The organism is Ligilactobacillus ruminis DSM 20403 = NBRC 102161 (genome assembly GCF_900113455.1).
GTDB lineage: Bacteria > Bacillota > Bacilli > Lactobacillales > Lactobacillaceae > Ligilactobacillus > Ligilactobacillus ruminis.
In genome coordinates, this window is record NZ_FOPI01000013.1 from 15,848 (window position 1) to 42,488 (window position 26,641).

General features: G+C 42.9%; 22 protein-coding genes and 2 pseudogenes. 3 read left to right on the forward strand and 21 right to left on the reverse strand.

All coding sequences use genetic code 11. From position 1 onward, the window contains the following. Positions 1–14: 14 nt before the first annotated feature. From lgt to BMZ95_RS04960, 15 genes and pseudogenes are all read right to left on the reverse strand, one after another. The gene (gene lgt, locus BMZ95_RS04890) at positions 15–863 is read right to left on the reverse strand and encodes a prolipoprotein diacylglyceryl transferase (protein WP_046922906.1); all 849 of its coding nucleotides are present in this window, start codon (positions 861–863) and stop codon (positions 15–17) included. A gap of 11 nt (positions 864–874) precedes the next feature. Then, a complete protein-coding gene (gene hprK / locus BMZ95_RS04895) occupies positions 875–1,807 on the reverse strand; it encodes an HPr(Ser) kinase/phosphatase (protein ID WP_039122141.1) in 933 nt (310 codons plus the stop codon). A 101-nt stretch (positions 1,808–1,908) separates the two neighbouring features. Continuing rightward, positions 1,909–2,250, reverse strand: coding sequence for a phage holin family protein (locus tag BMZ95_RS04900; RefSeq protein ID WP_003692555.1), 342 nt, complete (start codon positions 2,248–2,250; stop codon positions 1,909–1,911). Next, positions 2,250–2,606 (reverse strand): PspC domain-containing protein, encoded by a 357-nt coding sequence (locus tag BMZ95_RS04905; RefSeq protein WP_039122142.1) that lies wholly within the window; start codon positions 2,604–2,606, stop codon positions 2,250–2,252. Before BMZ95_RS04905 ends, BMZ95_RS04900 begins: the two co-directional genes overlap by 1 nt. Next, positions 2,603–3,991, reverse strand: a complete 1,389-nt coding sequence (locus tag BMZ95_RS04910; RefSeq protein WP_046922907.1) for a PAS domain-containing sensor histidine kinase — start codon at positions 3,989–3,991, stop codon at positions 2,603–2,605. Before BMZ95_RS04910 ends, BMZ95_RS04905 begins: the two co-directional genes overlap by 4 nt. Beyond that, positions 3,988–4,707, reverse strand: a complete 720-nt coding sequence (locus BMZ95_RS04915; protein ID WP_041819908.1) for a response regulator transcription factor — start codon at positions 4,705–4,707, stop codon at positions 3,988–3,990. Before BMZ95_RS04915 ends, BMZ95_RS04910 begins: the two co-directional genes overlap by 4 nt. A gap of 12 nt (positions 4,708–4,719) precedes the next feature. Continuing rightward, positions 4,720–5,853, reverse strand: a complete 1,134-nt coding sequence (locus BMZ95_RS04920; protein WP_046922908.1) for a PDZ domain-containing protein — start codon at positions 5,851–5,853, stop codon at positions 4,720–4,722. 303 nt (positions 5,854–6,156) lie between these two features. After that, positions 6,157–7,215: pseudogene (locus BMZ95_RS04925) on the reverse strand (flagellin N-terminal helical domain-containing protein). 127 nt (positions 7,216–7,342) lie between these two features. Continuing rightward, complete coding sequence (ftsX, locus tag BMZ95_RS04930; RefSeq protein ID WP_014073148.1) at positions 7,343–8,230, reverse strand: permease-like cell division protein FtsX; 888 nt, start codon at positions 8,228–8,230, stop codon at positions 7,343–7,345. After that, a complete protein-coding gene (gene ftsE / locus BMZ95_RS04935) occupies positions 8,211–8,906 on the reverse strand; it encodes a cell division ATP-binding protein FtsE (protein ID WP_014073147.1) in 696 nt (231 codons plus the stop codon). The genes ftsX and ftsE overlap by 20 nt, the downstream gene beginning before the upstream one ends. 107 nt (positions 8,907–9,013) lie before the next feature. Then, a protein-coding gene (prfB, locus tag BMZ95_RS04940) for a peptide chain release factor 2 (protein WP_180376259.1) occupies positions 9,014–10,130 on the reverse strand; the annotation gives its coding sequence in 2 pieces (ribosomal slippage) (positions 9,014–10,057 and positions 10,059–10,130; 1,116 coding nt in all). A 113-nt stretch (positions 10,131–10,243) separates the two neighbouring features. Beyond that, positions 10,244–12,607 (reverse strand): preprotein translocase subunit SecA, encoded by a 2,364-nt coding sequence (gene secA, locus BMZ95_RS04945; protein WP_046922909.1) that lies wholly within the window; start codon positions 12,605–12,607, stop codon positions 10,244–10,246. Between the two features lie 257 nt (positions 12,608–12,864). Further along, complete coding sequence (hpf, locus tag BMZ95_RS04950; RefSeq protein ID WP_014073144.1) at positions 12,865–13,425, reverse strand: ribosome hibernation-promoting factor, HPF/YfiA family; 561 nt, start codon at positions 13,423–13,425, stop codon at positions 12,865–12,867. A gap of 152 nt (positions 13,426–13,577) precedes the next feature. Continuing rightward, a complete protein-coding gene (locus BMZ95_RS04955) occupies positions 13,578–14,108 on the reverse strand; it encodes a ComF family protein (RefSeq protein WP_225354881.1) in 531 nt (176 codons plus the stop codon). A gap of 158 nt (positions 14,109–14,266) precedes the next feature. Continuing rightward, positions 14,267–15,610, reverse strand: coding sequence for an ATP-dependent helicase ComFA (locus tag BMZ95_RS04960; RefSeq protein WP_046922910.1), 1,344 nt, complete (start codon positions 15,608–15,610; stop codon positions 14,267–14,269). A 66-nt stretch (positions 15,611–15,676) separates the two neighbouring features. Here BMZ95_RS04960 and BMZ95_RS04965 point away from each other — a divergent pair, with 66 nt between their 5' ends. After that, on the forward strand, positions 15,677–16,318 hold the full coding sequence (locus BMZ95_RS04965) for a YigZ family protein (protein ID WP_014073142.1): 642 nt from the start codon (positions 15,677–15,679) through the stop codon (positions 16,316–16,318). A 46-nt stretch (positions 16,319–16,364) separates the two neighbouring features. On the opposite strand, the pseudogene tnpA reads toward BMZ95_RS04965, so the two are convergent. From tnpA to groES, 5 genes and pseudogenes are all read right to left on the reverse strand, one after another. Then, positions 16,365–16,717 (reverse strand): annotated as a pseudogene (tnpA, locus tag BMZ95_RS04970) (IS200/IS605 family transposase); the annotation flags it as partial. 368 nt (positions 16,718–17,085) lie between these two features. Next, positions 17,086–18,186, reverse strand: coding sequence for a glycosyltransferase family 4 protein (locus BMZ95_RS04980; RefSeq protein WP_014073141.1), 1,101 nt, complete (start codon positions 18,184–18,186; stop codon positions 17,086–17,088). Between the two features lie 582 nt (positions 18,187–18,768). Beyond that, positions 18,769–20,598: an APC family permease gene (locus BMZ95_RS04990; protein WP_046922912.1), complete on the reverse strand. Its 1,830-nt coding sequence runs from the start codon at positions 20,596–20,598 to the stop codon at positions 18,769–18,771. A gap of 270 nt (positions 20,599–20,868) precedes the next feature. Beyond that, positions 20,869–22,482 (reverse strand): chaperonin GroEL, encoded by a 1,614-nt coding sequence (gene groL, locus BMZ95_RS04995; RefSeq protein ID WP_014073139.1) that lies wholly within the window; start codon positions 22,480–22,482, stop codon positions 20,869–20,871. A 48-nt stretch (positions 22,483–22,530) separates the two neighbouring features. Beyond that, entirely contained in the window at positions 22,531–22,815 is a 285-nt protein-coding gene (gene groES / locus BMZ95_RS05000) for a co-chaperone GroES (RefSeq protein ID WP_014073138.1), read from the reverse strand. A gap of 264 nt (positions 22,816–23,079) precedes the next feature. Between groES and BMZ95_RS05005 the strand changes: the two genes are divergently transcribed. After that, entirely contained in the window at positions 23,080–23,718 is a 639-nt protein-coding gene (locus BMZ95_RS05005; protein ID WP_046922913.1) for a CPBP family intramembrane glutamic endopeptidase, read from the forward strand. Between the two features lie 35 nt (positions 23,719–23,753). Here BMZ95_RS05005 and BMZ95_RS05010 read toward each other — a convergent pair whose 3' ends face one another. Further along, positions 23,754–24,389 carry a redox-sensing transcriptional repressor Rex gene (locus BMZ95_RS05010; RefSeq protein WP_046922914.1) on the reverse strand — a complete coding sequence of 212 codons (636 nt, stop codon included), beginning with the start codon at positions 24,387–24,389 and terminating at the stop codon, positions 23,754–23,756. Positions 24,390–24,571: 182 nt separating this feature from the next. Between BMZ95_RS05010 and BMZ95_RS05015 the strand changes: the two genes are divergently transcribed. Next, entirely contained in the window at positions 24,572–26,524 is a 1,953-nt protein-coding gene (locus BMZ95_RS05015; protein WP_046922915.1) for an ABC transporter ATP-binding protein, read from the forward strand. The last annotated feature ends 117 nt before the right edge of the window (positions 26,525–26,641 follow it).

A 26,641-nucleotide genomic window follows, 5' to 3' on the forward strand; every position in this document is an offset into this window, starting at 1 on the left:
AAAGTATTATGTAATTAAGTAAAATTTTCATAATCAACGTTCCCCTCAAGATACCACGGATTGTTCGGATGCCAATATCTTCGATACAAAATCAAACCAATGCCAAAAAAGAACAAGAAGACGGACAACCACTGCGAAACTCGCAACGGACCAAGCATCAGACTGTCAGTCCGCATTCCTTCGATAAAGAAACGTCCAAACGAATACCAAATGACATAGCTCAAAACAACTTCGCCGCGTTTGAACAAATGATTCTTGTGCCTGAACCACATCAGTATGCCAAACCCCAGGATATCCCAGATCGATTCATACAAAAACGTCGGCTGATAGTAAATGCCGTCAATCTTCATCTGATTAATGATAAAATCCGGTAGGCACAATCGTTCTAAAAACGCTCTTGTCGTCTGAACGCCATGCGCTTCCTGATTGACAAAATTCCCCCAACGACCGATTCCTTGAGCCATGATGACGGTTGGAGCCATAACGTCCATAAAAAGCCACGGTGAAAGCTTTTTCACCCGGCAGAAAATAATCAGCGTCAAAACTGCTCCGATCAACCCGCCATAAATGGCAATGCCTCCGTCCCAGATGCGAATAATTTCAGCAGGATTTGAAGCATAGTAGTTCCATTCAAAAACAACGTAATAGATTCTGGCGCAGATAATCGCAACCGGAAGTGCCACAATCAAAAAATCATAAAAATTATCTTCATGAATGCCTCTTCTTTCGCCTTCCCTGATTGACAAATACAGAGCAAGCAAGACCGCCATGCCGATGATGACGCCATACCAGTGAACCGCAATCGGTCCAAGTTTCAATGCGATCGGATCGATCTCACCAAAAAAAAGTCCCAATTCTTTCATTCCTCCATTCCCTAGTTGACCGAATTTTTCTGAATCAAGGCATTCAAATTGTCTTCAAACGCTTTTGTTGCGTCATATCCCATTGTCTTGGCTCTGAAATTCATTGCGGCAGCCTCAATGATGATTGCAAGGTTGCGCCCGACTTTCACCGGAATCGTAATCTTTGGAATCTCAACGTCAAAAATGCGAACCTTTTGTTCACCGTTTCCAAGACGATCGAATTTCTTATCCTTATCCCAATTTTCGAGATGAATAATCAAAGAGATGTCGGTCTTGGAACGAACGGCTCCTGCTCCGAAAAGATTCATCACGTCAATGATGCCAACTCCGCGAATTTCAAGCATGTGCCTTAAAATTTCCGGTGCCTCTCCGACAAGCGTCTGCTCATCCTGTTGATAGACCTCGACACGATCGTCCGCAATCAAGCGATGTCCGCGCTTGATAAGATCCAAAGCCGTTTCTGATTTACCGACGCCTGAATCACCGGTAATCAAAACACCCAAACTGTAAATATCGACCAACACGCCGTGCAAAGACTTTCTTTCAGCCAGCCGCCCGCCTAAATAGTCGGTCATCTTGGCCGAAAGGCGCGTCGTCGGAAGCTTGGAGCGCAAAATCGGGATACCGTGCTTTTCAGCTGCTTTTTCCATTTCAACAGGAATCGACAAGTACCTCGAAACGACGAAACAAGGCGTATTTTCTCCGCAAAGCTTATCCATGACTTCTAAACGCTCTTCAGGATCCATCTTGTGAGCATATGAGATTTCCGTCATTCCGAACAACTGAACGCGCTCTTGGGGATAATAATCAAAATATCCGGTTAATTCCAAACCTGGTCGCGAAATATCGTCAGTTGCTATTTTTCTGTCTTCAAGATGCTTATCTCCTGAATAAACCGTCAATCCTACCGCATCAATAAGTTCTTTTACCGTTACGCTATCCATGCAAAAACAACCCCTGTCATTTTCATTATCAAATTATAATTATATTATCTGTGTCAATTGTACCATTTTCAAGCGCTTTCATCACCATCATTTCAGACTTTTTATGATAAATGATCCGTAATGATCAAATTTACGATGCTCAAAACGATTGCAATCATAAACGCTGACGTAAAACTTGAAAATTGGAACAGGCCGCCCATCACGACAGAAGTCAGTTCCAACATCAGTCCGTTGATGATCAAATAGAAAATCCCCAGCGTCACGACCGTAATCGGCAAAGATAAAACAAGCAGAATCGGCTTGACCGACATATTAAGCAGTCCTAAAACGATTGCCGCTAAAAAAGCCGTCGGCACGTTTGCGACATGCAAAGCATCGGGAAAAAATCCTGCCGTTGCTAAAAATACCAATGCGTTTACCAGACATCGTTGCCAAAACCCCATTATTTGTCGTCCTTTCTTTTCTTAACGTCTCTTTCTTTGGCATCAGTCACAATTTTTCTCCCCTGTTCTTGCGACCGCTTGGATTGGTCACTTCCTGACCTGTTTTCTCCGCTGAACAGATCTTTTAACAACGTAAAAACGTCATTATACTGTTCTGGTTTCTTAGGCATCACGAGCGCCAAAATCAGATATGCCAAAATAACCACGTAAACCATCGGCGGGAAAAATTCCGCAATCATTGCGATTGCCAGAAAAATTCCTCTGACGATCCACGGATTGACGTTGAAATATTCAGCAAAGCCTGTGCATACTCCGCAAATCAGGCCATGATTAGATCGATATAATTTTTTCTTCACTTCTCTACCTCGTTTACTTTGTTTTCACTGAACTCCGGCAACGTTACCATGAACTCGGTCCAAGCATTAGGCACGCTCGTCACGTCAATCGTCCCCGAAAGAGAATCTACGTATTCTTTGACGATTGACAGACCAAGACCCGTTCCTTCCTGCGAACGTGATTTGTCGCCGCGATAAAATCTTTCAAAAATTCTTCCAAGATCTTCATGCTTGATGCCTTGACCGGTATCTTTAATCAAAAAGCACCATTCATTTTCTAAAATCACGGCAGAAACTTCAATTGAACCGCCTTCTTTATTATAGCGTACTGCATTTTGCATGAGATTGGAAATAATGTGCTGCAGTTTCTTTTCATCGCAGACGATTTCGACATCAGGCGCTATTTTATCGATAAAACTGATTTTTTTCTCGCCAATCGCCGGCTCAAACTGTTGCACGATTCGCTCGATAAATTTCCTGAGTTTGATTTTGACGAAAGTATCTCCCTTTGACGCATCAATTTTTGACAAAGACAAGATGTCATTGATCAAATCCGTAAGCTGTTTGCTTTGTTCAAGAATGATTTTGACAAATTCAGAGGCCGTTTCCTTATCGTCCAATGCGCCTTCAAGCAACGTTTCGCTAAACCCCCTGATTGCAGTAACCGGCGTTTTTAATTCATGCCCGACGTTTGCCACGAAATCTCGCTGCATCTGAGCAATGCGACGCTCGCTCGTGATGTCGTTAAACAGGCACATCACCGAATAATGATGTCGCGACAAAGGAACATAGATTGCATGGACGTCATAATACTTGATTCCGCCTTCTGTTTGATCTTCCCAGATCATATGCTGATCTTCTTTTGTTTCATAAGCCTTTTGAGCCATGCTGACAAGTTTTGCATCATGAAACACGACATAAAAAGGTCTGCCCTTGGGCTTTGGAGGGAGAACCAAAATCTCTTCCAAAAGATGATTGTAAAGAGTAATTTCCTTGTTGCGATCAAAAACGACCACTCCTGAAGTCATTGATTCCATCAATGACAAGTAGTCTCTCGTTTGTTGCCTGAACAGCTTTAAAAACCGTTTGGAACTGCTTTGAACCGCATTGATTGCACGAGCAAGCTCGACATAATCATTCCCCCGTTCCAATAAAATATGGCTTGAAGGTTTTTGATTCGTAATTTCAATCAGCTTTTGCGTCAACATGTTCAACGTTTTTATGCGTTTGAAGCGCTGCACGATTTGAAATGCGCATTCAAGCAAAAAACACCAGGCCAATGCTCCGAAAATTTTTTCTTTTGTCGTTAAATCTCCGTCTAAAAAAAATTTAATGAAAATTTCGTTGAATATTCCTGCAAAAAGACATATCAACGCATTATAGCCAAAAATCTTAGTTGCTTTCATTTAGCATCACCGTTAAAACGATAACCGAATCCTCTAGCGGTCTGAATATAAACAGGGTGCTTCGGATCGTCTTCGAGCTTTTCTCTAAGATGGCTGACATGCATGTCGACCATGCGCGTCTGGCCAACGTAGTCGTAACCCCAGACACCGTTCAGAAGCTTTTCGCGACTGAGGACTCTTCCCGGACGCTTGACAAAATAGGCCAGTAATTCAAATTCTTTTGGCGTAAGCTTTACGCGTTCTCCGTTTCTTGTCACTGAAACTTTGGCCAAATCAACGGTAAATCCGGCATATTCATAAAATTCCTTTTCGACCTTGGCCGGCTGACTTGCACCACCCTCATCTGATGATGACGTTATCCGGCGACTGATTGCTTTGATTCTTGCGATAACTTCTCTTGGAGAAAAAGGTTTCGTCAAATAGTCATCCGCTCCAAGTTCAAGTCCGATGATCTTATCATACTCTTGATCACGAGCAGTTAAAATGATAATCGGTGTTTCGATTCGTTCCTGACGCAAACGTCTCGTTATTTCAATTCCGTCCATTCCGGGAAGCATCAGATCGAGCAAAATAAAATCATATTTCCCGGTCACGGCCATATTATAAGCGCTGACGCCTTCAGAAACGGTGTCGACGCTATAGCCTGCCTTCTTCAAATTATATTCTAACAGAGTCACGATCGCCTTTTCATCGTCAACGACCAAAATTTTTTTCAAAAAAAAACACCTCTAATCAAATAAAATAATCCCTATTTCATGCGGTGCGTCTGCATAAAGCGCACTTTCGCAAATTTTAAGCTCCCCGTCCATCGTTTTGACCAACAGGTGACAGTACGCTGAATTTTTTTGTAATGCCTGATACAATTCGTCCGCATTGGCAATCTTAACTTTGTTGCATTCCAAAATCACGTCACCGGGAACCAGTTTCATCTTAGCAGCGGGAGTTCCGCTCTTAACCGCAACAACCCTTGCTCCGTCACTTGTTTCAACGTACCAGAATTGACCTTTTCCATCAAATGACGACTGCTTGACAATAAAAATAAGCTCGGTTAAAAACATTACAAGCAATAAAACCAAACTTGATTTTGGAACGAATGCGGCAATTATCGAAAAAAGCAGTCCCATTCCGCATTGCAACGATTTATGTCGCCTGTAATATCCGAGACTCGAAGAAAAGCTCCGCTTGAACGTTTTCACGTTTGTCGCAACCAAAAGCGGCATCAAAAATAACGTAAAATGTACGTCGCTGATTCCTGAAAGCGGCCAAAAAAATGCCGACTGCGTTCCATCTCTGAGCGGGAGCAGCAAAATCAAGGGAACAATCGTCATTTCTCTGAAATAATAGCCGACGATTTTGCGACCGCGTTTGCCGTTTTTGACTTTAGGCGTAAACCATTCTGTTTCTTTTTCTTTGGCAAGAGCAACCTGGAAGCCGGCACATAAAGCTGCCAAAACAAGAATCGCAAATCCGAAATGCTGATTCAGCGAATCCGGCAAAAGAAAGGACCGAACATCAAATTGACAACACAAAAGCGTTATTAATCCTGTTGCCAAAACCGCCGTAAGACTCAAATCGACGGCCTGACCAAAAAGCAGCGCGATGATTCCCAAAGCCTGATACATAAGAATCGTTTTTTCAGGAATCGAAACGCCTGAAAGCACCGTAACGATTGCAGCGATGAAAAAAAAGCTCAAGGCATTTTTCAAGAAATGACGTCCTTCGTAAAAATCGCGATCAATCGCTATCCTGAATGTTTTTCTTTCATATTTGACTCTTGAAAAGTACCGTATCAGCACTGCAATGACGGCTGCCAACAGCAATGGCTGAATAAAGTATTTCAGAAAGCTTTCCAACAAACTCATACATTTATCCCCTCTTTTGGCGTTTAACCTAATTATAACAAATTAACAACGCAAAGGAAAAAATTAGAGAAAAAAGAAAGGGCGAAAATAAGCGGCATGATATTTTACCAAATACAGTGCCGTGCATCACCTTCTCAAGAAGCATGCAAGCTCTCAGTCAAATTTACCGACACGTGTCGCTTTAGGCTATTTCCACCATAAGGCAATTGTAACACATATTAAAAAGCCGGATGATTTGCAATCAGTTGCAAATCATCCGGTTTTTTAATTGAGGCATATCTTTTCCCTAACTATTCAAATCCGTCAAAACGCATTTGCTTTCGGCAAACTGTTAAGCAGCGTAAGCACCGTGTTCGGCTCTGAATTTGCCTGCGCAAGCATCGCTGCTGCCACTTGAGACATCAGATTTGCCTTGGTGAAATTCATCATTTCTTCAGCAATATCGCAATCTTCAATTCTTGACTGAGCATCAGAGAGATTAATTGCGCTGTTTTCAAGATAATTAATCGTATGCTGCAGCGCATTTTGCGTTGCGCCAAGTCCGGCACGCTGAAGCGAAACGGTGCTGATTGCTTTGTCGACTTGATTCATGACGATCGTCGCATAATTTTGTCCTTCACGATTAAGATCTTGCCCCACCTTTTCAAAGGCAGCTTTCTTTGCGGCAACTTCTTGTTCCAAAGCAGAAGTATTTTGTCCTTTTGCCTTGGCCAAAGCCAAACTGTTGGCTGCCGCATTATATGCATCTTTTGCATCGTTATATTTTTTAATGGTCTCCTGGCTGCCACAAAGGCCCATTTCGACATCGACTGTTTGACCATTAGCATCGGTTACGCTGAGCTTGCCGTTCGTTGTTTTGAAAATTGCATCAAAACGCATGTCGCTGAGTTCGACATCCATCGTTTGTCCGGCATTTGCACCAACTTGCAAAGTAATCTTATTCCTTGATCCGTCAAGCAAATTAATCGTATTGAATTGGCTGCTGTTGCCGATTCGATCGATTTCCTGGCGCAAAGCCTAAAATTCTTTATCAATTGCGGCACGATCTTCATAAGTCAACGTCCCGTTAGCGGCTTGAACTGCCAAATCGCGCATTCTTCCCAAAATACTGTGCGTTTCGTTTAAAGCACCTTCTGCCGTCTGAATCAGTGAAATTCCGTCTTGCGCATTTCTTTTGGCAATCTTTAGTCCGCTGACTTGAGCTCCCATCTTCACTGCGATACATGCCCCGGCTGGATCATCCGCAAATGAATTGATTCTTTTTCCAGACGAAATTCTTAAAAGCGACTTGCTTTTGGAAGCGTTCCAGGTCGCATAGTTCGAATATGCTCGCATCGCATCAACGTTCGTATTAATTCGCATGCTTGGATCCTCCTTTTTTTCATTCGCTTTTAAATATCGGACACAAAAACTTGTTTTAAAGCCAAAAAAGACTTTCCCAAAAATGAGAAAGTCTTTTTCGCATCAAAATACAGCACCTGCATTCTGTCTAGATTTTCAAGAAACGGCTCATCGAAAGACCGGAACCGAGCGCACCGATAATAATTCCGATTGTAGCCAAAAGAACGTCGATTTCCCAAAGAAACGTTCCAGGAGTCAAAAGAGAGTAGCTTGTTCCGGACAATGACGCCGTAATTACGCCATACATCCAAAAATACAGGCCATCAACGATCAAAATCGGCAGAATCGCCCCTAAAAGCCCGGTCCATGCGCCTTCCAAAATGAACGGCCAACGGATATAACCGTTGGTGGCACCAACCAAGCGCATAATCGCAATTTCATTTTTACGCGATAAAATCGTAATTCTGATCGTATTCGAAATCAGGAAGACTGCCACAAACAACAGCAAAAGACTGATCGTAATGCCCCAACGCTGAATGCTTGCAACAACGCTGAAAAGCTTTTTGGCTGATGCTCCGCCATACTTCGCATCGGATACGTGTCTCAGCTTCTTGGCTTTTTGTGCAACGGTGATCGTTTTTTTCGGCGTTGTCGCGCTTACGACATAGACGTCAGAAAGAGGATTGTCGTCGCCTTTGAATAAATTGAACTCTTTGCCGTAAACACCAACGACATTATCCAATTCTTTTTTCTTGCTCGAAAATTCAATCTTTTTAACGCCGTCGATTTTTTCAAGCTTTTTCTTCAAAGCAGCTTCTTGCTTCTTATTCGTACCGCGATCAATAATAACTCGAACTTGAACGTCATTTTCAATATCAGTCGCAACCTTGTTGACGTTTAACAAAATTGACAGCAATACGCCGACCAAAAGAAGCGTAACCGTTACGGCACTGACGGCAGCAACCGACATCCAACCGTTGCGCTTGAGACTCTTAAAACTCTCGCGCAGATGTCGCTTAATCGTTACTGATTTCATCTTCGTATTCTCCTCCTTCTTGATCGCGAATAATGCGGCCATCGGCAATCTCAATGACACGATGCTTATATTCGTTGACGATATAGCTGTTGTGAGTTGCCATAACAACGGTCGTGCCGTCATTATTAATGCGTTCCATGATTTCCATGATTCCTTCCGCCGTTTCCGGATCAAGGTTCCCGGTCGGTTCGTCCGCAATCAAAATGCTTGGCTTGTTTGCAATTGCGCGCGCAATCGCGATACGTTGCTGTTCGCCACCGGACAATTCATTCGGAAAACTGTCTGCCTTATGAGAAAGACCGACAAGATCAAGTACACGAACGACTCGTTTTTGCACTTCTTCCGGTTTCTTTTCAATAACTTGGAGAGCATAGGCAATGTTTTCAAAAACGGTCAACCGCGGCAACAGCTTGAAATCTTGAAAAACAATTCCAAGTTCGCGTCGCAAGTAAGGCACTTCGCTGTTTTTCATTTTTTCAAGTTCATATTCGTTGACTTTAATCTCACCTGAAGTCGGAACTTCTTGATGATACATCATCTTGATAAAAGTCGATTTGCCGGCACCGCTTGGCCCAACGACATAAACGAATTCGCCCTGTTCGATTTTAAGCGAGATATGATCAGTTGCTAAAACACCGTTCGGATATTCTTTGACAACGTTCTTATATTCAATCAAAGGAACTTCTCCCTTCCTAATTCATTAACAACACTTTACATTATATCATTTATAAGGTAACGTTTTTTTCACAGTTGTTACATTTAGGTATCATTTGCTTATCTTGATCAACGCGGATTTTCCTTTTTAAGATTCCATTGAAGATATGCGTTGATGAAACCGTCAAGATCACCGTCCATTACGCTTGAGATATTGCCTGTTTCATAATTTGTTCGATGATCCTTGACCATTGAATACGGATGGAACACGTATGATCTGATTTGTGAACCCCATCCGATGTCCAATTGTTCGCCCTGAATGGCGGCACGCTTTTTCTCCTGTTCTTCCAATTCCATTTGATAAAGTTTTGAACGCAGCATCTTTTCAGCAGTTGCACGGTTTTGGAATTGCGAACGTTGTGCCTGACTCGAAACGACGATTCCGGTCGGAATGTGAATCAAACGAACAGCTGATGAAGTTTTGTTAATATGCTGACCACCGGCGCCTGAGGAACGGAAAACTTCCATCTTAATGTCTTCAGGACGCAAATCAACCTCAACGTCATCATCCAGTTCCGGCATTACGTTCACTGAACAAAATGACGTGTGACGTCTGCCGGCCGAATCAAAAGGAGAGATACGAACCAGGCGGTGCACGCCTTTTTCGCTTCTCAAATATCCATAAGCATTGTGCCCGGAAATAGTCAGTGTAACCGACTTGATTCCGGCCTCATCCCCAGCTTGATAATCATCCGTTTCAACACTGAACCCGTGCTGTTCTGCCCAACGAGTATACATTCTGAGCAGCATCGATCCCCAATCTTGAGATTCGGTCCCGCCTGCTCCAGGATGAAGTTCCAAAATAGCATTGTCTTTGTCGTACTTGCCGTTCAAAAGCAGTGACAGCTGATACTCCTGCATCTTCTTTTGGGCAAGCTCGAACTTTTCTGACAATTCCGAAACGAGTTCATCATCATCTTCTTCTTGAACCATTTCAAGCAAAACTTCCAAATCTTCAATTGCCTCTTCAAGCTGATTGAAATTGTCATATTTGTTCTTTAATTCGTTGTTTTCATTGATAACTTTTTGGGCTTCTTCTTGATTGTTCCAAAAATCAGGATCTGCCATCTTAGATTCGTTGTCGGCTATTGCCTCTTGCAACCCGTCTAAGTCAAAGAGACCCCCTAAAGTCCGAAATCTTGGCACTCATGGCCTCGATTTCTTTCTTATAATCACTGTATTCCATTATTGACCTCCTAATGGTTATCCATAAAAAAGGCAGCATCCCCGAGACAAATCCAGTGCATGATCAGCACTTTATGCCATCCGTTAGTTAACCGCCTTTTTGATTCTTACTTGTTAACGTTTGATGTTTTGACGAATTTCAGCTTTCAAGAACAAACGAGTAACTTCATATTCGATGTCGCCGATCATTTGTTCAAACATCTTGAACCCGTCAGATTGGTATTCGACCAGAGGATTCAGCTGACCATAGCCGCGAAGTCCGATCGATTGGCGCAACTGATCCATTTCGTCAATATGATCGGTCCAATGCGAGTCAACGACACGCAAAATAACGACCTTCTCAAATTCAAGCATTTGACTTGCGTCGTAAAGCTGCTTTTCCTTCGTCTTGTAATTTGCTTCGGCACGATCCATTAAATACGAAACCATTTCATCGACGGTCTTACCTTCAAGATCGCTTACGGAAATGCTGTCTTCAGGAACCATTGCCGAAACGGCGAAATCAACGATTCCTTGAAGATCCCATTCCCTTTGTTCGCCGCCCGCATGCATCTGAACCACGTGCTCAACCGTACGCTCGATCATCGGCATGATGACTGGCTTTAATGATTTCTCTTCCATAATGACTTGCTGACGCTGCTTATAGATGACCTCACGCTGAGCTCTCATGACATCGTCATATTGAAGAACCTGCTTGCGCATATCGTAGTTATTGCCTTCAACGCGCTTTTGAGCAGACTCGACTTGTTTCGTAATCATCTTGGATTGAATCACGGCATCTTCATCAGCCAAATTCATTGTTTCCAAGAAGCGCTTAACTCTGTCCGTCCCGAAACGAAGCATCAAATCATCTTCGAGCGAGAGATAGAATTGAGATACGCCAGGATCTCCTTGGCGTCCTGAACGACCGCGCAACTGGTTATCGATACGACGCGACTCATGGCGTTCGGTCCCGATAACGGCTAAGCCGCCAAGTTCACGGACTCCCGGCCCAAGCTTGATATCGGTACCGCGTCCGGCCATATTCGTTGCAATCGTAACGGCACCGCGCTGTCCGGCATTCATGATGATTTCAGCTTCTTTGGCATGGTTTTTTGCGTTCAAAACAGCATGCGGAACCCCGGCCTGATCAAGCATCGCTGAAAGAAGTTCGCTTGTTTCGACCGCAACGGTTCCGACAAGAATCGGCTGTCCTTTGGCATGACGTTCTTTAATATCTTCAACCACGGCCTTAAATTTGCTCTTAAGGTTAGGATACAAAATATCCGGACGATCGTCACGAATTACGGGCTTGTTCGTCGGAATCGAAATAACTTCCATGTTGTAAATTTCACGGAATTCTTCATCTTCAGTCTTAGCCGTCCCGGTCATGCCGGAAAGTTTCTTATACATTCTGAAGAAGTTCTGATAGGTGATATTGGCCATCGTCTTTGTTTCTTCTTCGATTTCAACGTGTTCCTTGGCTTCGATGGCCTGGTGCAAACCGTCAGAATAACGGCGGCCGTCCATAATGCGGCCCGTAAACTGATCGACGATCAAAACCTCGCCGTCTTGAACAACATAATCCTTGTCTCGAATCATGATGTAGTTTGCTCTCAGCGCATTGTCCAAGTGGTGATTCAACGCCGTATTGTCAGGATCGAACAGATTTTGCGTGCCAAAATATTGTTCGCCTTTGCGAATTCCTTTTTCAGTCAACGAAACCGTCTTTGATTCAAGATCGATCTTAAAATCCGTATCCTTCTCCAACGTTTTGGCAAAACGATCGGTTCTCGTATAAAGAAGCGTCGTTCCTGATGACTGGCCCGAAATAATCAATGGAGTCCGAGCTTCGTCAATCAAGATGGAATCGACTTCGTCAACGATGCAGAAATTGAGCGGACGCTGTACCATCTCTTCACGATAAACGACCATGTTGTCGCGAAGATAATCAAAACCGAGTTCGCTGTTGGTCGAATAAGTGATGTCGCAATTGTATGCCTCGCGCTTTTCTTCAGGAGTTTTGCTCGTAATGTTCAAGCCGACGCTGAGTCCGAGCCAATTGTAAAGTTCCCCCATCTCGGTCGCATCACGCGATGAAAGATATTCGTTGACCGTAACGACATGAACGCCTTCGCCTGCAAGAGCATTCAGATAAACAGGCATCGTAGCCGTCAAAGTTTTACCTTCGCCCGTCTTCATTTCGGCAATATTGCCTTCGTGCAAGACGATTCCGCCAATAATCTGGACATGATAAGGATAAAGTCCAAGAACGCGCTTAGCCCCTTCGCGTGCTACTGCAAACGCTTCTGGCAAGAGATCGTCAAGCGTTTCGCCCGCTTGGTAACGTTTTTTGAATTCGGGGGTTTTTGCCTTAAGATCATCATCTGACAACTCAGCCATGTCTTGCGCATAGGCCTCTACTTTATCAGCAATTTTAGTCAATCGCTTAAGTTCGCGATTGTCGCTTTCGACCCACTTTTTAAGGATATTAGCCATTTACTTCATAAATCCTTTCTAACTGCTTTTAACTTCTATGATGGTTATTTCTATTATTCAGTATACCAAGTTACATTTTATCATTATTTTCAAACAAATTAAAGGGCGAGCTTAAATTATCCCAGGGGCATCCGACCGAATGTTTGATTCATCAACTCCTGAGCATCTTTTGTGCTTTAATCTGCATTTTTTCAAATCGTCGCCACAACAAAAAGAACCCGGGAGAACTAATCCGGGTTCTTTAAAATTCAATTTAATTATTCTTCATCGCTTGCTTCAATCAGACCATAACGTCCGTCGCGACGCCGATAAACAATGTCGATGCCTGAAGTTTCAGCATCTTCGTAGATGAAGAAATCATGACCCAACATGTCCATTTGCAAGATTGCCTCCTCGGCGTCCATCGGCTTCAACGAAACACTCTTTGTACGAACAATCTCGAATTTTTTGTCTTCTGCAGCTGCTTCTTTAGGATCGGACGTCGGGACGAACTCAAATGTCTTGAAACCCTTTTCGCGCGACTTACGGTTAAGCTTTGTCTTGTACTTTCTGATCTGGCGTTCAAGCTTATCGGTTACCAAGTCAATACTTGCATACATATCAGGTGAGGTTTCTTCGGCTCTTAAAACAAGATACGGAAGAGGAATCGTAACTTCAACTTTGCAATTCTTATCCGAATAAACTTTTAGATTTACGTGAGCCATTGAACTGGACGTATCTTCGAAATACTTCTCAAGCTTTTTAAGCTTCTTTTCGACGTATTCGCGAATTGAACCAGTAACTTCGATATTTTCACCACGAACATTGATTTTTAACATGGTAAACCTCTCCTTTCACTTCTGAACATCTTTGCTCAGAAGGTTTGATATGATGTCTCATATCTCATCTACACCTATATTATAATAGAAAACGCTTTAAATAACAATCAAAAGCCTTGAGATATTTAAAAAAATAAATAACCTTCACAATTTTATCTCGCCAACGTCACAGAAGTCACAAATTTTGCGCCTGCATCTTCCAAAAGCGTTTTCGCATGATAAAGCGTTCGTCCCGTCGTATAGATGTCATCGACCAACAAGATCTTTTTGTCGCTCAGATTATTTGGACCAACATATTCAAAAGGTTGTTTTGTTTTCATTCTCATCGCACGATCCTTGTGCGACTGCTTCAAGCGCCCTTTATTTTGGCGCATCACAAGATAATTTTCACAATCAATTTTTCCAAGCCAACCAAGAACCTGATTAAACCCGCGCGTTTTTTCAAACGTCTCCCTGTCAACCGGAATCGGGACGATCGCATATCCCTGTTTTTGAAATTCAGCAACTTTTTCTTGAAACTCATTTGCAAAAATCAATCGATATCGATAATCCCCCATAAACTTGTATCTTGTAACGTAGGCTTTCATGTTTTCGTCATATTTGTAAAGCGCTTGATTAAAAAGCAACTCGTACCCTGCTTTTTCCCATCTTTTGCAATCTTCACAGATTGTTTTTTCGGACATCTGCCTTCCGCAACCGGGACATGAGGTCTTAAAATCAATTTTTTCGAATTTTTGGCGACAAGCTTTGCAAACAACTGATTGCTCCAACGGTCTAAACGAAAATAAAAAGTCAAAAGTCATGTTCTGTTTTAGTCTTCTTCCGCACAATAAGCACTCATTCATTTACAATATCGCCCTGCCTTTCGATTCATCCTTTTAATCTGTTCAATCGAGCCTTTGATTCGCTTGGTATAATTGTCGCAAAAAAATCTCACGTGTCCGTCCGGCCTTTCACTGCTTCTTCCGGCACGTCCAGCAATCTGAACAAGCGCAGGCAGATTGAATTCCGATGCGTCTGCACAAAGAACCAAAACGTTCAGCTTTGGAAAAGTCACTCCGCGTTCCAAAATCGTCGTCGTCACCAAGTAACGATATTTGCCGTCACGCATGGCCTGAACCTTCTCGATTCTTTCCGGATCCCCTGCATGAACCGTTGTTCCCGAACAACTTTCAGACAAAATTTCATGAAGGATTTCATGAACCTTTTCCAACAAATCGATTGTCGGCACGAAAACCAAAAAAGGATATCCCTCATTTTCAAATTCCGTCAAAGATTTTTTAAACGCACCAGGAATTCTTTCAGAAAAAAGCTTTTCCCTTAACCGAAAGCAACAAACGACTTTGGGGACAGGAAGCGGATTTTGATGAAATCTAATCGGAAGGTAAATCACGTCGATTTCCTTCTTTTTTATCCTTCTTTGCAGTTTTTCATCAGGAGTTGCCGTCAAAAAAAGTCGAGTTCCGCCTGCTTTTAATGCATTTTTAGCAGCATATTCAAGCGATTCATTGCCAAGAAACGGAAAAGAATCGACTTCATCAATAATCATCAAATCAAACGCCCGATAAAAACGCATCAACTGGTGCGTCGTACACAGTACGAACTGAGTATAGCGATATTTTGCATTTGAACGACTATGAAGACAGATGATGTCAATCGTTGCAAAAGCCGCTTTCAATCTTGGGAAAAGCTCATTGATCACGTCGATTCTCGGTGCGGCAAAACAGATACGCTTGCCTTTGATCAAAGCATCCTGTAACGTGGCAAAGGTCATCTCTGTCTTGCCGGCACCGGTAACTGCCCACAACAGATGGTCTCCAGGCAAAGATGCCGCTTTTAGCAAAGAATCGGATGCCGTTTTTTGCTGATTCGACAGCTTTCCGTGCCAACTCAAAACATCCGAACCATATTTTTGAAAGGCGTTGGGCTCTTTGATGCTGTATAATATAGTAGAAGTCGACATTCTACCGAGCATGATGCAATGGGGGCAATAGAAATCACCGTTTGGCAGCAAAACTTCCTTTAAAGGGGTTTTTTTGCCGCAACGTTGGCAGAAAAGAAACTTTTTATCAATTTTGACAGCGGGACGCTTTTCCAAAGAAGGCAGTTCATTGAGTTCTTCTTCATCCTCCCTGCAAGAAATTGCCGTTGTTTGACGTCCATAAAACATTTCAACATTAATCATCAAACTCATCCCCCTAATATATAAATACGCAAAAATCATCCAAAATTCTTTTGAAAGGACAAAAAAATGAATCAACCCTACCTGACTATCAAAGAAGACGGCTCAGTTGAGCAAACCATCAAAAAATCACAGTTCATCTGCTGTATTTTTAGAATAAAAAACGAGGAACAAGCCCAAGAAATACTTGCAAAGCAGCGTTCTTTGCATAAAAAAGCGACCCACATCTGCTTCGCTTATATGACTGGCGATCAAGACCAGATTCAGCGCGAGTCGGACAACGGAGAACCGCAAGGAACTGCGGGCGTTCCCATCCTTGAAGTTTTGAAAGCAAATAAGATTCATGACGTTTTGGCAATCGTCATTCGTTACTTCGGCGGAATCAAGCTGGGAGCAGGAGGCTTGATCAGGGCCTACAGCAGTTCATGTGCTCAAGCAATCGAAGCCGTCGGCATCGTCAAGCGAGTCATTCAAACAAAAGTCACCATAACAATCGAATATCCGCTTTGGGGCAAACTGCAAAATTTCTTGACAAACGAAAAAATTGCCTTGCTTGACACGATTTACACCGACAAGATTCAAGCCGTCATCTGTGTCGATTCTGACAAGATTAGTGATTGCAAACAAAAAATCATGGATCTGCTTGCCGGAAATTGCCTGTTTGAAACAGGAACAGATATTTTAAATTATGTCCAGCTGGAAATCCCGTGACTTTAGTCATGGGATGGATAGGCCCTGTCAAGCTCTGTAAGGAGCTTTTTTTCATCTCATTGTATTTTTGATCGTTTATATATTTCTCGACTGATTCTTTACTCATATTAACTGACGTGCTAATGTAGTAACCAGGCAATCATAAATGCCGCCCCAGGACTGGGACCGCCGAATTTTTGGGTATCGACGCAAGAAAATAAAGGCGTTTCTGTCTTTGAACGCTTTGATGGCGCTAGGCGGTACCTCGCTAGGCGGAAAGATGATTAAGACATGAACATGGTCAGGCATAACTTCCATTTTTTCGATTACAATTTCGTTATTCTCGGCTACTTGCCATAGGATCTCCTTCATTTCGTTTGATAACTCATTAGTAGTAAAAGTTTTATGACGATATTTAGTGAAATCGCAATCAAAAAAGAGCCGGGAAATCTCAGCTCTTTTTTGATATTAGCTTTATATGCGCAAAAAGAGCCGGGAAAAAACTCCGTCTCAAATTGAAAAACCGGATGATTTGAAATCAATTGCAAATCTGATCCGCTTTTCGGATGCAGGACGATCGCCTTCCATGATGTAAATCGTCGAAAATAGCGCGGACGGTAAATTTGACTGAGATCTTGGCTGAATTGGCTAAGCAGTACTGCTTCTTGAGAAAAGTAGTTTTTATTCATTAGAAATAAAAAAAGCTGGACAAAGTCAGTCGCATCCCGACCGCCTTCGTTCGGCTTTTCTTTTAATTCAAGAGAGAAACGGGACTTTTTTCCCAGACTCTACTTGTTTTTCTTTGACTCAGAACCGGAGAGTTTCAAAACCAAATTTCTTATAAAATTCAGCAACGGTTGCCTCGTGTCGCCTACGAGCCCGATAACTTCAACGAAGATTTCAAGGCCAAACAGAGTCGCCACCGTCAAAAGCAACGATCCCCACAAATTTGAAAATGAATAAAGCAGTGAAATGCAGGAGAAAATCAGCGCTATTCCATAAATAACAAGAACCGTCTGCGTATGACTCAATCCCATCTGCATCAATCGATGATGCAGATGATGCTTGTCGGCTTGTGAAATTGGGCGATTGTTCAGCTTGCGCCGCAAAATGGCGTACACCGTATCGGTAATCGGAACGCCCAAAATGATTACAGGAATAATAATCGTGATGAACGTTGCATTTTTCAAACCATAAAGGGAAAAAACCGAAATCATGAATCCGATGAACAGTGAACCCGTATCACCGAGGTAAATTTTCGCCGGGTGAAAATTATATGGCAAAAATCCAGCGAGTGCGGCTACCATCGTAAACATCATGATCGAAACAAAAGTATTCGTCACGTTTAAAAAGAAATATCCCGTCACGGCACTGGTAGTCAATGCAATTATCGCCACGCCGCAAGCCAAACCATCGAGTCCATCAATCAGGTTCACGGCATTCGTGATGGCAGCAACCCAAAGAAGCGTGATCGGCAAGCTCAGCCAACCAAGCTGAACGGTTCCCACAAACGGTATCGTCAACGTTGTCATCCTGATTCCTGCTGCAAAATACACGACCAGAGACGCAAGCAGGATTCCGAACATTTTTTGTCTCGGTTTCAATTCATAAATATCATCAATAATTCCAGTCAAGATAATCAAAACTTCTGCAGCAAACAATGGCCAAATCTGATCGCTTGGATATTGATTTCTGAGCAATGCGAAGTTTGCGATATTAAATGCGATAAAAATCGCCAATCCGCCCATTGTCGGCATTGGCACTTTGTTAACGCGTCTTGCATTCGGGTTGTCCACTGCGCCGATTTTTAGCGCAAGTCCTCGAATCAAAGGAGTCAAGGCAAGCGACAGCAAAAACGTCGCAGCCATTGATGCAAGTATCTTATACATATGCCGTCCTCTTTCTGTTAGTTCACTGTGCGCAAACACGGCCGATTGCGCACAACAAATCTGCAAGCATGAAAACCCACAAGTACAGAATACATTTTACCATAAGAGTAAAACAAATAAAAGACGAGGTCCCAAATCATGAAAATGATGATAACATCCGCAAAACTGACGCGAAAAAAGTCTCGGTTCACGCTTTAATTAAACTAAATACCGAACAAAGACGGCCTTTGTCCGGTATTTTTTCAATTTTGATATATGAAAACAGAATTTTTATCAAATGCAGCACCGTGCATCGCCTGCTCAATCAATTCGTCAAGAATGGCTTACTAGCAAAATACCGATTTTTGAAATCTGCCCGTAAAAAGCAGTCCTCGGTTACATACAATGCCTCCTTTTGGACGTTTTGATACATGAAAATGAAAACAGACTTTTTACTTATTCCAGCATGATAATTGTCGTGCACACGAAAAAAACCCGGGTTAGATTTGCATTGATTGCAAATCGTCCGGATTTTCAATTTGAGGCATAGTGTTTGCCATTCTCTTTTAAGGACGTTTTTATGATCTGAAAAACGTTTTAGAACTACTTTTTCAAATGATAGCTGTACGTTGACACAATGATATTTTCCCTGGAACCAAGTGCTTGACGCAATCTGAAACTCGTTTGGTTGTGCAAAATATTCTGCCATGGTTTTTTAGGAACAAATTGCGGCACGAGCACGGTCACGGAGTAATTTCGATTGACCGAATCTTTAGCGATAACGTCACAGAATCTGATAACCGGAGCTACGACTGAACGATAAGACGAGTGCAAATCAACAAATCGCACGTCAGGAAACGCCATCTTGAATTCATTTACCGTCTCATGCTCCTTTTTAGGATTGGCATCAAACGAAACGTGCATCGCAATGACGTTTTCACTGATTGAACGCGCATAGTTGATGGCTCCCGTAGTGACGTGCGTTACCGAGCTGACAAGAACGATCACGGTCGAACCGCTGTAGTTATGCAATTGCTGTTCTTCGCTCAAACGCAGCTGCGCCGCAACCGCAACATAGTGAGCATGAATCTTGTAGAATGCAAACAAAAGCAAAGGCATGATTACAAGATACGGCCAAACGTTGCTGAAATGAAGGAAGAACAAGAAGACGACAAGCGCCAGGGAAATCAGAGCACCCAACAAGTTGAAAAACGAATTCAAGATCCAATGCCTGCCTCGTTCGCGATACCAGTGAATAATCATTCCCGACTGCGACAAGGTAAACGGCACGAACACGCCCACTGCATAAAGCGGAATCAACAAGTTTGTCTGTCCATGAAAAATAAAGATCAGGACAATCGCACCGACAGCAAGCGAAATAATCCCGTTTGAGTAGCCTAAGCGATCGCCTTTGTCCATAAACATATGAGGCATGAATTTATCTTTTGCAAGATTATATGCCAAAATCGGAAATGCCGAAAAACCAGTATTTGCAGCAACGGCCAAAATCATTGCGGTCGAAAGCTGCAAGAGGTAAAAGAACACGCCATGACCAAACACGGCAATCCCGATTTGAGAAAGCACCGTTTGCTTGCCGTTCGGCAAAATTCCAAGATAATAACTCAAAAACGTAATGCCGCCAAAGAAAATACCCAAAATGACGGCCATAATTGCCAACGTATTGGCAGCATTCTTGCGCTTCGGCTCTTTAAAGTTCGGCACGGCATTGCTGATGGCTTCAACGCCCGTCAGGGAAGATGAACCGGCCGAAAAAGCTTTTAAAAACAAAATCATCGTCATGCCGGGAACCGCTTGACCAATATGAGCACAGGCAGAATATTCAATTTTGCCCGTTGCAATGTTGAACAGTCCCCAACCGATCATTGCGACAATCATCACGACGAAGAAGTAGACCGGAACCGTCAAAAACGAAGCAGATTCACGCATCCCGCGCAGATTAAGCGTCATAATGAACAAAACGATAATGACTGAAATTGCAATGCTTTGATTGCTGAGTGCGGGAACTGCGGACGTAATTGCTTCAGTCCCGGACGTAACGGAAACAGCGACCGTCAGCATATAATCGACCAAAAGAGAACCACCGGCAACAAGACCCGCACTGGTCCCCCAATTTTTTGTCGCAACAACGTATGCGCCGCCACCAGAAGGATAAGCATTGATGATCTGGCGGTATGAAATCGTGATTGCAAAAAGCAAGACGAGCACGATTCCGGCCGCCGGCAAGGCATACCAGGTAGCTGCAGCAGACAGTACCAATAAGGCAGTCGTAATCTGTTCAGTACCATATGCAACTGAAGATAAAGCATCAGACGATAATAAAGCCAAGGCTTTGAACTTGGTCAAGGACTGACCGCCCTCATCAGCTGTTTTCAATGGTTCCCCAATTAACAGCCTTTTTAAATAACGATACATAGCGATTTTTCTCCTTTGTAAAAAACAACTCCCGAAATACCTCAAATCCGTAAGTTGCAAATTATCAATGTATTAATTACGCTGTATTCATACATTTTACACCATTAGTCAAATTAATGCACACCCAACCCATGCATCGATTCAAGTGTTGTAAATACGATTTATTATATAGCCTTTTACAAATTAATTCAAGAAGCTTGCAAGCGTAAACAAATAATCCCGAGAACCGCTCGACTCGATCCTCGGGATTATCGCCAAATTTATGACTTTTTACATCATGCCGCCTTGTGGCATTTGCGGAGCAGTTTCCTTTGGTTCCGGCTTGTCAGCAACGACTGCTTCAGTCGTCAACAGCAAAGCTGATACGGAAGCTGCATTTTGCAGTGCGGAACGAGTTACCTTGGTTGGATCGACGATGCCTTCCTTAACCATGTCAACCCATTCATCGGTTGCGGCATTATAACCAATTCCTGGTTCCTGTTCCTTAAGTTTTTCAACGATTACGGAGCCTTCCAAACCTGCATTTTCGGCAATTTGACGAACAGGTTCTTCCAAAGCGCGCTTAACGATATTGATACCCGTTTGAACGTCGCCGCTTTCCTTCAAATCTGCAACAGCACCGATGACGTTTACCAATGCCGTGCCGCCGCCAGGAACGAAGCCTTCTTCAACGGCTGCGCGCGTAGCATTCAAAGCATCTTCAATGCGATACTTGCGTTCCTTCAATTCAGTTTCGGTTGCGGCACCGACCTTGATGACGGCAACGCCACCGGCAAGTTTTGCCAAACGTTCCTGCAGCTTTTCGCGATCGAAGTCGGAAGTCGTTTCAGCAATTTGCTTTCTAAGCTGATCAACGCGTTCCTTGATTTGTGCCTTGTCGCCTGAACCTTCAACAATAGTCGTGTTCTCCTTTGTAACCGTAACGCGACCTGCGGTACCAAGCTGATTGATCGTTGCATCCTTGAGCTGCAAGCCAAGATCGTCAGTAATCACCGTTGCGCCCGTCAAAATAGCAATATCCTGCAGCATTGCCTTGCGACGATCGCCAAATCCAGGAGCTTTGACCGCAACAACGTTAAACGTGCCGCGAATCTTGTTCAAAACAAGCGTTGGCAATGCTTCACCGTCAACATCGTCAGCGATGATCAGCAATGGACGACCTTGTTCAACGATTGATTGAAGCAATGGCAAAATTTCCTGAATGTTTGAAATCTTCTTGTCCGTTACCAAAATGTACGGATTGTCAAGGTCTGCTTCCATCTTGTCATTGTCGGTTACCATGTACTGTGACAAATAACCGCGATCAAACTGCATCCCTTCAACAACGTCAAGCGAAGTATCAATACCCTTTGATTCTTCAATCGTAATTACGCCGTCATTGCCGACCTTTTCCATTGCGTCAGCAATAAGTTTGCCTGTTTCTTCATTTGCAGAAGAGATGGCTGCGATTTGAGCAATGTCACTCTTTGATTCAACCTTGTGAGACATTTTCCTCAATGCGTCAACGGCAGCTTTCGTTGCAAGTTCAATCCCGCGACGAATGCCGACAGGGTTTGCACCTGCAGTAACGTTTTTCATGCCTTCATTTACGATTGCCTGAGTCAAAACAGTTGCCGTTGTCGTTCCGTCGCCTGCGATATCGTTCGTCTTCGAAGCAACTTCCGCAACAAGCTTTGCTCCCATGTTTTCAAAATGGTCTTCCAATTCAATTGCTTTGGCAATCGTTACGCCGTCATTCGTAATCGTCGGGGCACCGTATGATTGTTCCAGGACAACATTGCGCCCCTTGGGACCGATTGTCGATTTGACAGTATCTGCAAGCTTGTCAACACCTGCAAGCATCTTTGAACGAGCATCTTCTGAAAACTTGATTTCCTTTGCCATTATTAATTTCACCTCATAAAAATTCTTGAATTATGAACAAAACCGTCGTTATTCAACAACTGCAACGATGTCGTTTTCGTGAACTACCAAATACTTTTCGCCTTCATAGCTCACTTCTGTTCCGGCATACTTGTCAAACACGACCGTATCTCCTTCCTTGACAGAAGGAACGACTTTTTCACCGTTATCAAGGACACGTCCTGTACCAACGGCCAATACTTTGCCCGTTTGCGGCTTTTCTTTTGCATTGCTTGCAAGAACGATTCCGCCAACGGTTTGTTCCTCTTCTTTTTGAACCTCTAAAATGACACGATCTCCTAATGGTTTAAGCACGTTATATCCCTCCAAAGTCTTTTTTAGCACTCTCAACATTTAAGTGCTAACTAATTACAATTCTTACTATAACCACTTTCGGAATTAATTGCAAGCATTTTTTATCACTCTCATGCAAAGAGTGCTAAAAACATGTTTTAAAACCGCATCAGACCGCGCTTTTCAACAAATCAAAAAAGTTGTTAAGGTTTGGTAAAGGCCACTTCAAGCTCTTATGTGCTATAATGGTAAAAGCTCAAAATCGAAAAGAAAGAAGGCTCTTATTTGAATAAACAAAATTCAGCCAACGGCCTTGCATTAACAAGCGCCTATCTTTTCATCATGATTTGCCAACTCATGATTCCTCATTATTTTCGCAACGGGCCTGCTTACCTGATTTGCACGCTCATTTGGCTGCTTGGCGCTTTAGCGATGATTTTTCTTAATAGAAGGTTTTCGTTTAAAAACCCCGTCGATTCGACTGAGAAATGCACTCAAGCTACGCATGAAGCAATTTTGATCGGTCTTGGTCTTATCGCAACGCTCGCTTCACAAATACTGCTCACTACCTTTGAGGTCAACGTTTTGCATCAGCCGTCCGGATCAGAAAATACCAACATGTTCATTGAGATTATTCACCAATATCCGTACTATTTCCTGTGTCCGGTCATTGCGGCTCCAATTACCGAGGAACTTGTTTTCAGAAAATTTTTCTTCGGCAATTTTTCAAGCGTGCTCCCCAAATTAATCTGCTCGCTGATCTCAAGCACTGTATTTTCAATAGGTCACAGCGACGGACACTTTATCGTCTATGCGGCAATCGGACTCATTTTATGCTATGTCTATGAAGAAAGCGGCAAAATCAGAACCAGCATGATCGTGCATATGCTGATGAATCTGACGGTCATACTCATCAATCTATAAAAAAAGCCGGAAAGAAAAACTTTCCGACTGAGTTCTTAAAATTGTTTCTCCAAATCAAGGAAGTAAATCAAAGTTTGGAGCTCATTCGTAAGATCGACGTTTTGGACCAGCACGGACTCAGGCACTGATATCCTGAGCGGCGTAAAGTTCAAAATTCCCTTGACTCCTACTTCAATCAAATCGTTCGTAACTCCTTGAGCAACATTGGCAGGAACCGTTAAAATCACGATTTCGATCTGCTGAATCTTGAGCTGTTCCTTCATATCCTCCATCGGATAAATGGGAACGCCGCTTTGAATCGTTCCGGTAATTTCTTCGTTGATGTCAAATGCAGCATTGATTCTGACGTTGTTGCTTTTATGAAAATTGAAGTTGAGCAACGCATGACCAAGATTGCCGACGCCGATCAAAGCAACGTTTGTCAGCTTATCCTGGTTGAGCGTCTTTTTGAAAAATTCCAAAAGATTCTCGACATCATAGCCATAGCCACGTTTTCCAAGTGCTCCAAAATAAGAAAAGTCCCGGCGGATAGTCGCAGAGTCAACTTTGACCGCATCAGCCAGTTCATTTGAACTGACGCGTTTTTTGCCGGCATCTGACAACATATTCAGGTAGCGATAATAAATCGGCAAACGTTTGGCCGTAGCCTTGGGAATATTTTGCGATGTCATAGGATAGTCCCCCTGTCTGTCATGCTTACTTATAAATTTTAGCATACAAATTCAAACATTAAAACAAAAAAGTTACTTAATTCACAAACTTTGATACAAAGCGTGATTGATATAAAGCTCTTCTAAACGCTTACATAAAATGCTTGTGAATATTTTCCACAATCAATGAAAAGGTGAACCAAATGATACTCTTACAAGTTCAACAAGTTGCCCGCTATTTTGGGGCAGATACTTTGTTTGAAAATGTCAGCTTAGATGTTTCAGACAACTCGCGAATTGCGCTCGTCGGTCGAAACGGTGTCGGAAAATCGACGCTGCTCAAGATGATTATCGGAAACGAGTCGCCCGATGCGGGCCAGATAACCAAGAAAAAAGGCTTGACAATCGGCTATCTCGCCCAAAACACCGGACTTGAATCAGATAAAACGATTTATGCTGAAATGCTCAGCGTTTTCGAAAGACTTCAAATCATGGAAAAAAATCTGCACGAAATGGAAGCAAAAATTGCAGATCCAGGTGCAGATCATTCATCTTCCGAATATTCTCAGCTTTTGAACCAATATGATCAGCTGCTTCATGACTTTAAAGAACAAAACGGATACGGCTACGAAGCAGAGGTTCGTTCAGTGCTTCATGGTTTTCACTTTGAACAGGAGGACTATGATCGCAAAATATCATCGCTTTCCGGTGGTCAAAAAACGCGACTTGCCTTGGCAAAACTGCTTTTGGAACAACGTGATCTTCTTATTTTGGACGAACCTACGAACCATCTTGATATCGACACTTTAACCTGGCTTGAAGGATACGTCCAAAACTATAAAGGTGCGCTGCTCATTGTTTCGCACGACCGCTATTTTCTTGATCGAATCGTCAACGAAGTCTATGAGATCAGTCATCATCACAGCAGCTACTACAAAGGAAATTATTCGGCATATATCGATCAAAAGGCCGAACGACTTCGCCAGGATTGGAAAAATTATGAAAAGCAGCAGGCCGAAATTTCCAAACTGGAAGATTTTGTAAACAAAAACCTGGTTCGTGCCTCAACCACCAAACGTGCACAAAGTCGCAGAAAGCAGCTTGAAAAAATGGAACGTCTCGAGCGTCCTGAAGGAGATGAAAAAGGACCACATTTCAAATTCACGGCCGATTCTCAAAGCGGAAACATCGTTTTAACCGTCAAAGATGCCGCAATCGGATATGACGGTCATATCATTTCTTCGCCAATCAATATCGATCTGAGAAAAAATCAGGTCATGGCCATCGTTGGTCCAAACGGAATCGGAAAATCAACGCTTTTAAAAAGCGTCTTAGGTCAAATTCCGTTTGTCAAAGGCAGCTCTGAATTTGGCACGAACGTCAAAGTCGGATACTACGATCAGGAACAGCATAACCTGCATGACAAAAAAACCGTTTTAAACGAGCTTTGGGATGATCATCCGACAACGCCGGAAAAAGATATTCGTTCGATACTTGGAAGTTTTCTTTTTATCGGTGATGATGTTTCCAAAGTTGTTCACAACCTGTCGGGCGGCGAAAAGGCACGTCTGCTTTTAACCAAACTCGCCATGAAGCATGATAATTTCTTGATTCTTGACGAACCGACCAACCACCTTGACATCGACAGCAAAGAAGTCCTTGAAAATGCCGTTATGGACTTTAACGGAACCGTTTTGTTCGTTTCACATGACCGCTATTTTATCAACAAGGTAGCCACTTGTGTCCTCGAAATTGCTCCGCAAGGTTCGACGCTTTATCTCGGTGACTATGACTATTATCTCGAAAAAAAGGCAGAACAAGAAGAAATTGCCGCTGCCAAATCAACAGCCGAAACCCCGATTGAAAATTCTTCAAAAGAAGTCTCAACCGGAAAAGTCAATTATCAGCAAGGAAAGGAACGTCAAAAACAAGAACGCAAACTAAAACGCAGCGTTGAAGAATTTGAACAACTCGTCGAAAAACTTGACGCTCAAAAAAATGACTTGGAAAATCAGATGTCCTCACCTGAAAACTATAATGACTTGGAAAAAATGGGCGAACTTCAGGCAAAGCTGCAGGAAATTTCCAAAAAACTCGCTGAAGCAGAAGAAAACTGGGAACAAGCAAGCATGGAGCTGGAAGAATTCTTGGCTTAATCAAATAGGGATTCTGAAACTCACAACCGTTTCAGAATCCTTATTTTTATTGGATGAGGCCTTTAAATTACGTTTTTTCGTAATTTTCGCACTGAAGACCCCACGTCTGAATTTTTC

Excerpts from the sequence above, each read along its gene's own strand:
- lgt (WP_046922906.1), bottom strand. The coding sequence starts at position 863 with ATGAAAGAATTGGGACTTTTTTTTGGTGAGATCGATCCGATCGCATTG.
- hprK (WP_039122141.1), bottom strand. The coding sequence starts at position 1,807 with ATGGATAGCGTAACGGTAAAAGAACTTATTGATGCGGTAGGATTGACG.
- BMZ95_RS04900 (WP_003692555.1), bottom strand. The coding sequence starts at position 2,250 with ATGGGGTTTTGGCAACGATGTCTGGTAAACGCATTGGTATTTTTAGCA.
- BMZ95_RS04910 (WP_046922907.1), bottom strand. The coding sequence starts at position 3,991 with ATGAAAGCAACTAAGATTTTTGGCTATAATGCGTTGATATGTCTTTTT.
- BMZ95_RS04920 (WP_046922908.1), bottom strand. The coding sequence starts at position 5,853 with ATGAGTTTGTTGGAAAGCTTTCTGAAATACTTTATTCAGCCATTGCTG.
- ftsX (WP_014073148.1), bottom strand. The coding sequence starts at position 8,230 with ATGAAATCAGTAACGATTAAGCGACATCTGCGCGAGAGTTTTAAGAGT.
- secA (WP_046922909.1), bottom strand. The coding sequence starts at position 12,607 with ATGGCTAATATCCTTAAAAAGTGGGTCGAAAGCGACAATCGCGAACTT.
- hpf (WP_014073144.1), bottom strand. The coding sequence starts at position 13,425 with ATGTTAAAAATCAATGTTCGTGGTGAAAATATCGAAGTTACTGGTTCA.
- BMZ95_RS04955 (WP_225354881.1), bottom strand. The coding sequence starts at position 14,108 with ATGTCCGAAAAAACAATCTGTGAAGATTGCAAAAGATGGGAAAAAGCA.
- BMZ95_RS04960 (WP_046922910.1), bottom strand. The coding sequence starts at position 15,610 with ATGATTAATGTTGAAATGTTTTATGGACGTCAAACAACGGCAATTTCT.
- BMZ95_RS04965 (WP_014073142.1), top strand. The coding sequence starts at position 15,677 with ATGAATCAACCCTACCTGACTATCAAAGAAGACGGCTCAGTTGAGCAA.
- BMZ95_RS04980 (WP_014073141.1), bottom strand. The coding sequence starts at position 18,186 with ATGTATAAGATACTTGCATCAATGGCTGCGACGTTTTTGCTGTCGCTT.
- BMZ95_RS04990 (WP_046922912.1), bottom strand. The coding sequence starts at position 20,598 with ATGTATCGTTATTTAAAAAGGCTGTTAATTGGGGAACCATTGAAAACA.
- groL (WP_014073139.1), bottom strand. The coding sequence starts at position 22,482 with ATGGCAAAGGAAATCAAGTTTTCAGAAGATGCTCGTTCAAAGATGCTT.
- BMZ95_RS05010 (WP_046922914.1), bottom strand. The coding sequence starts at position 24,389 with ATGACATCGCAAAATATTCCCAAGGCTACGGCCAAACGTTTGCCGATT.
- BMZ95_RS05015 (WP_046922915.1), top strand. The coding sequence starts at position 24,572 with ATGATACTCTTACAAGTTCAACAAGTTGCCCGCTATTTTGGGGCAGAT.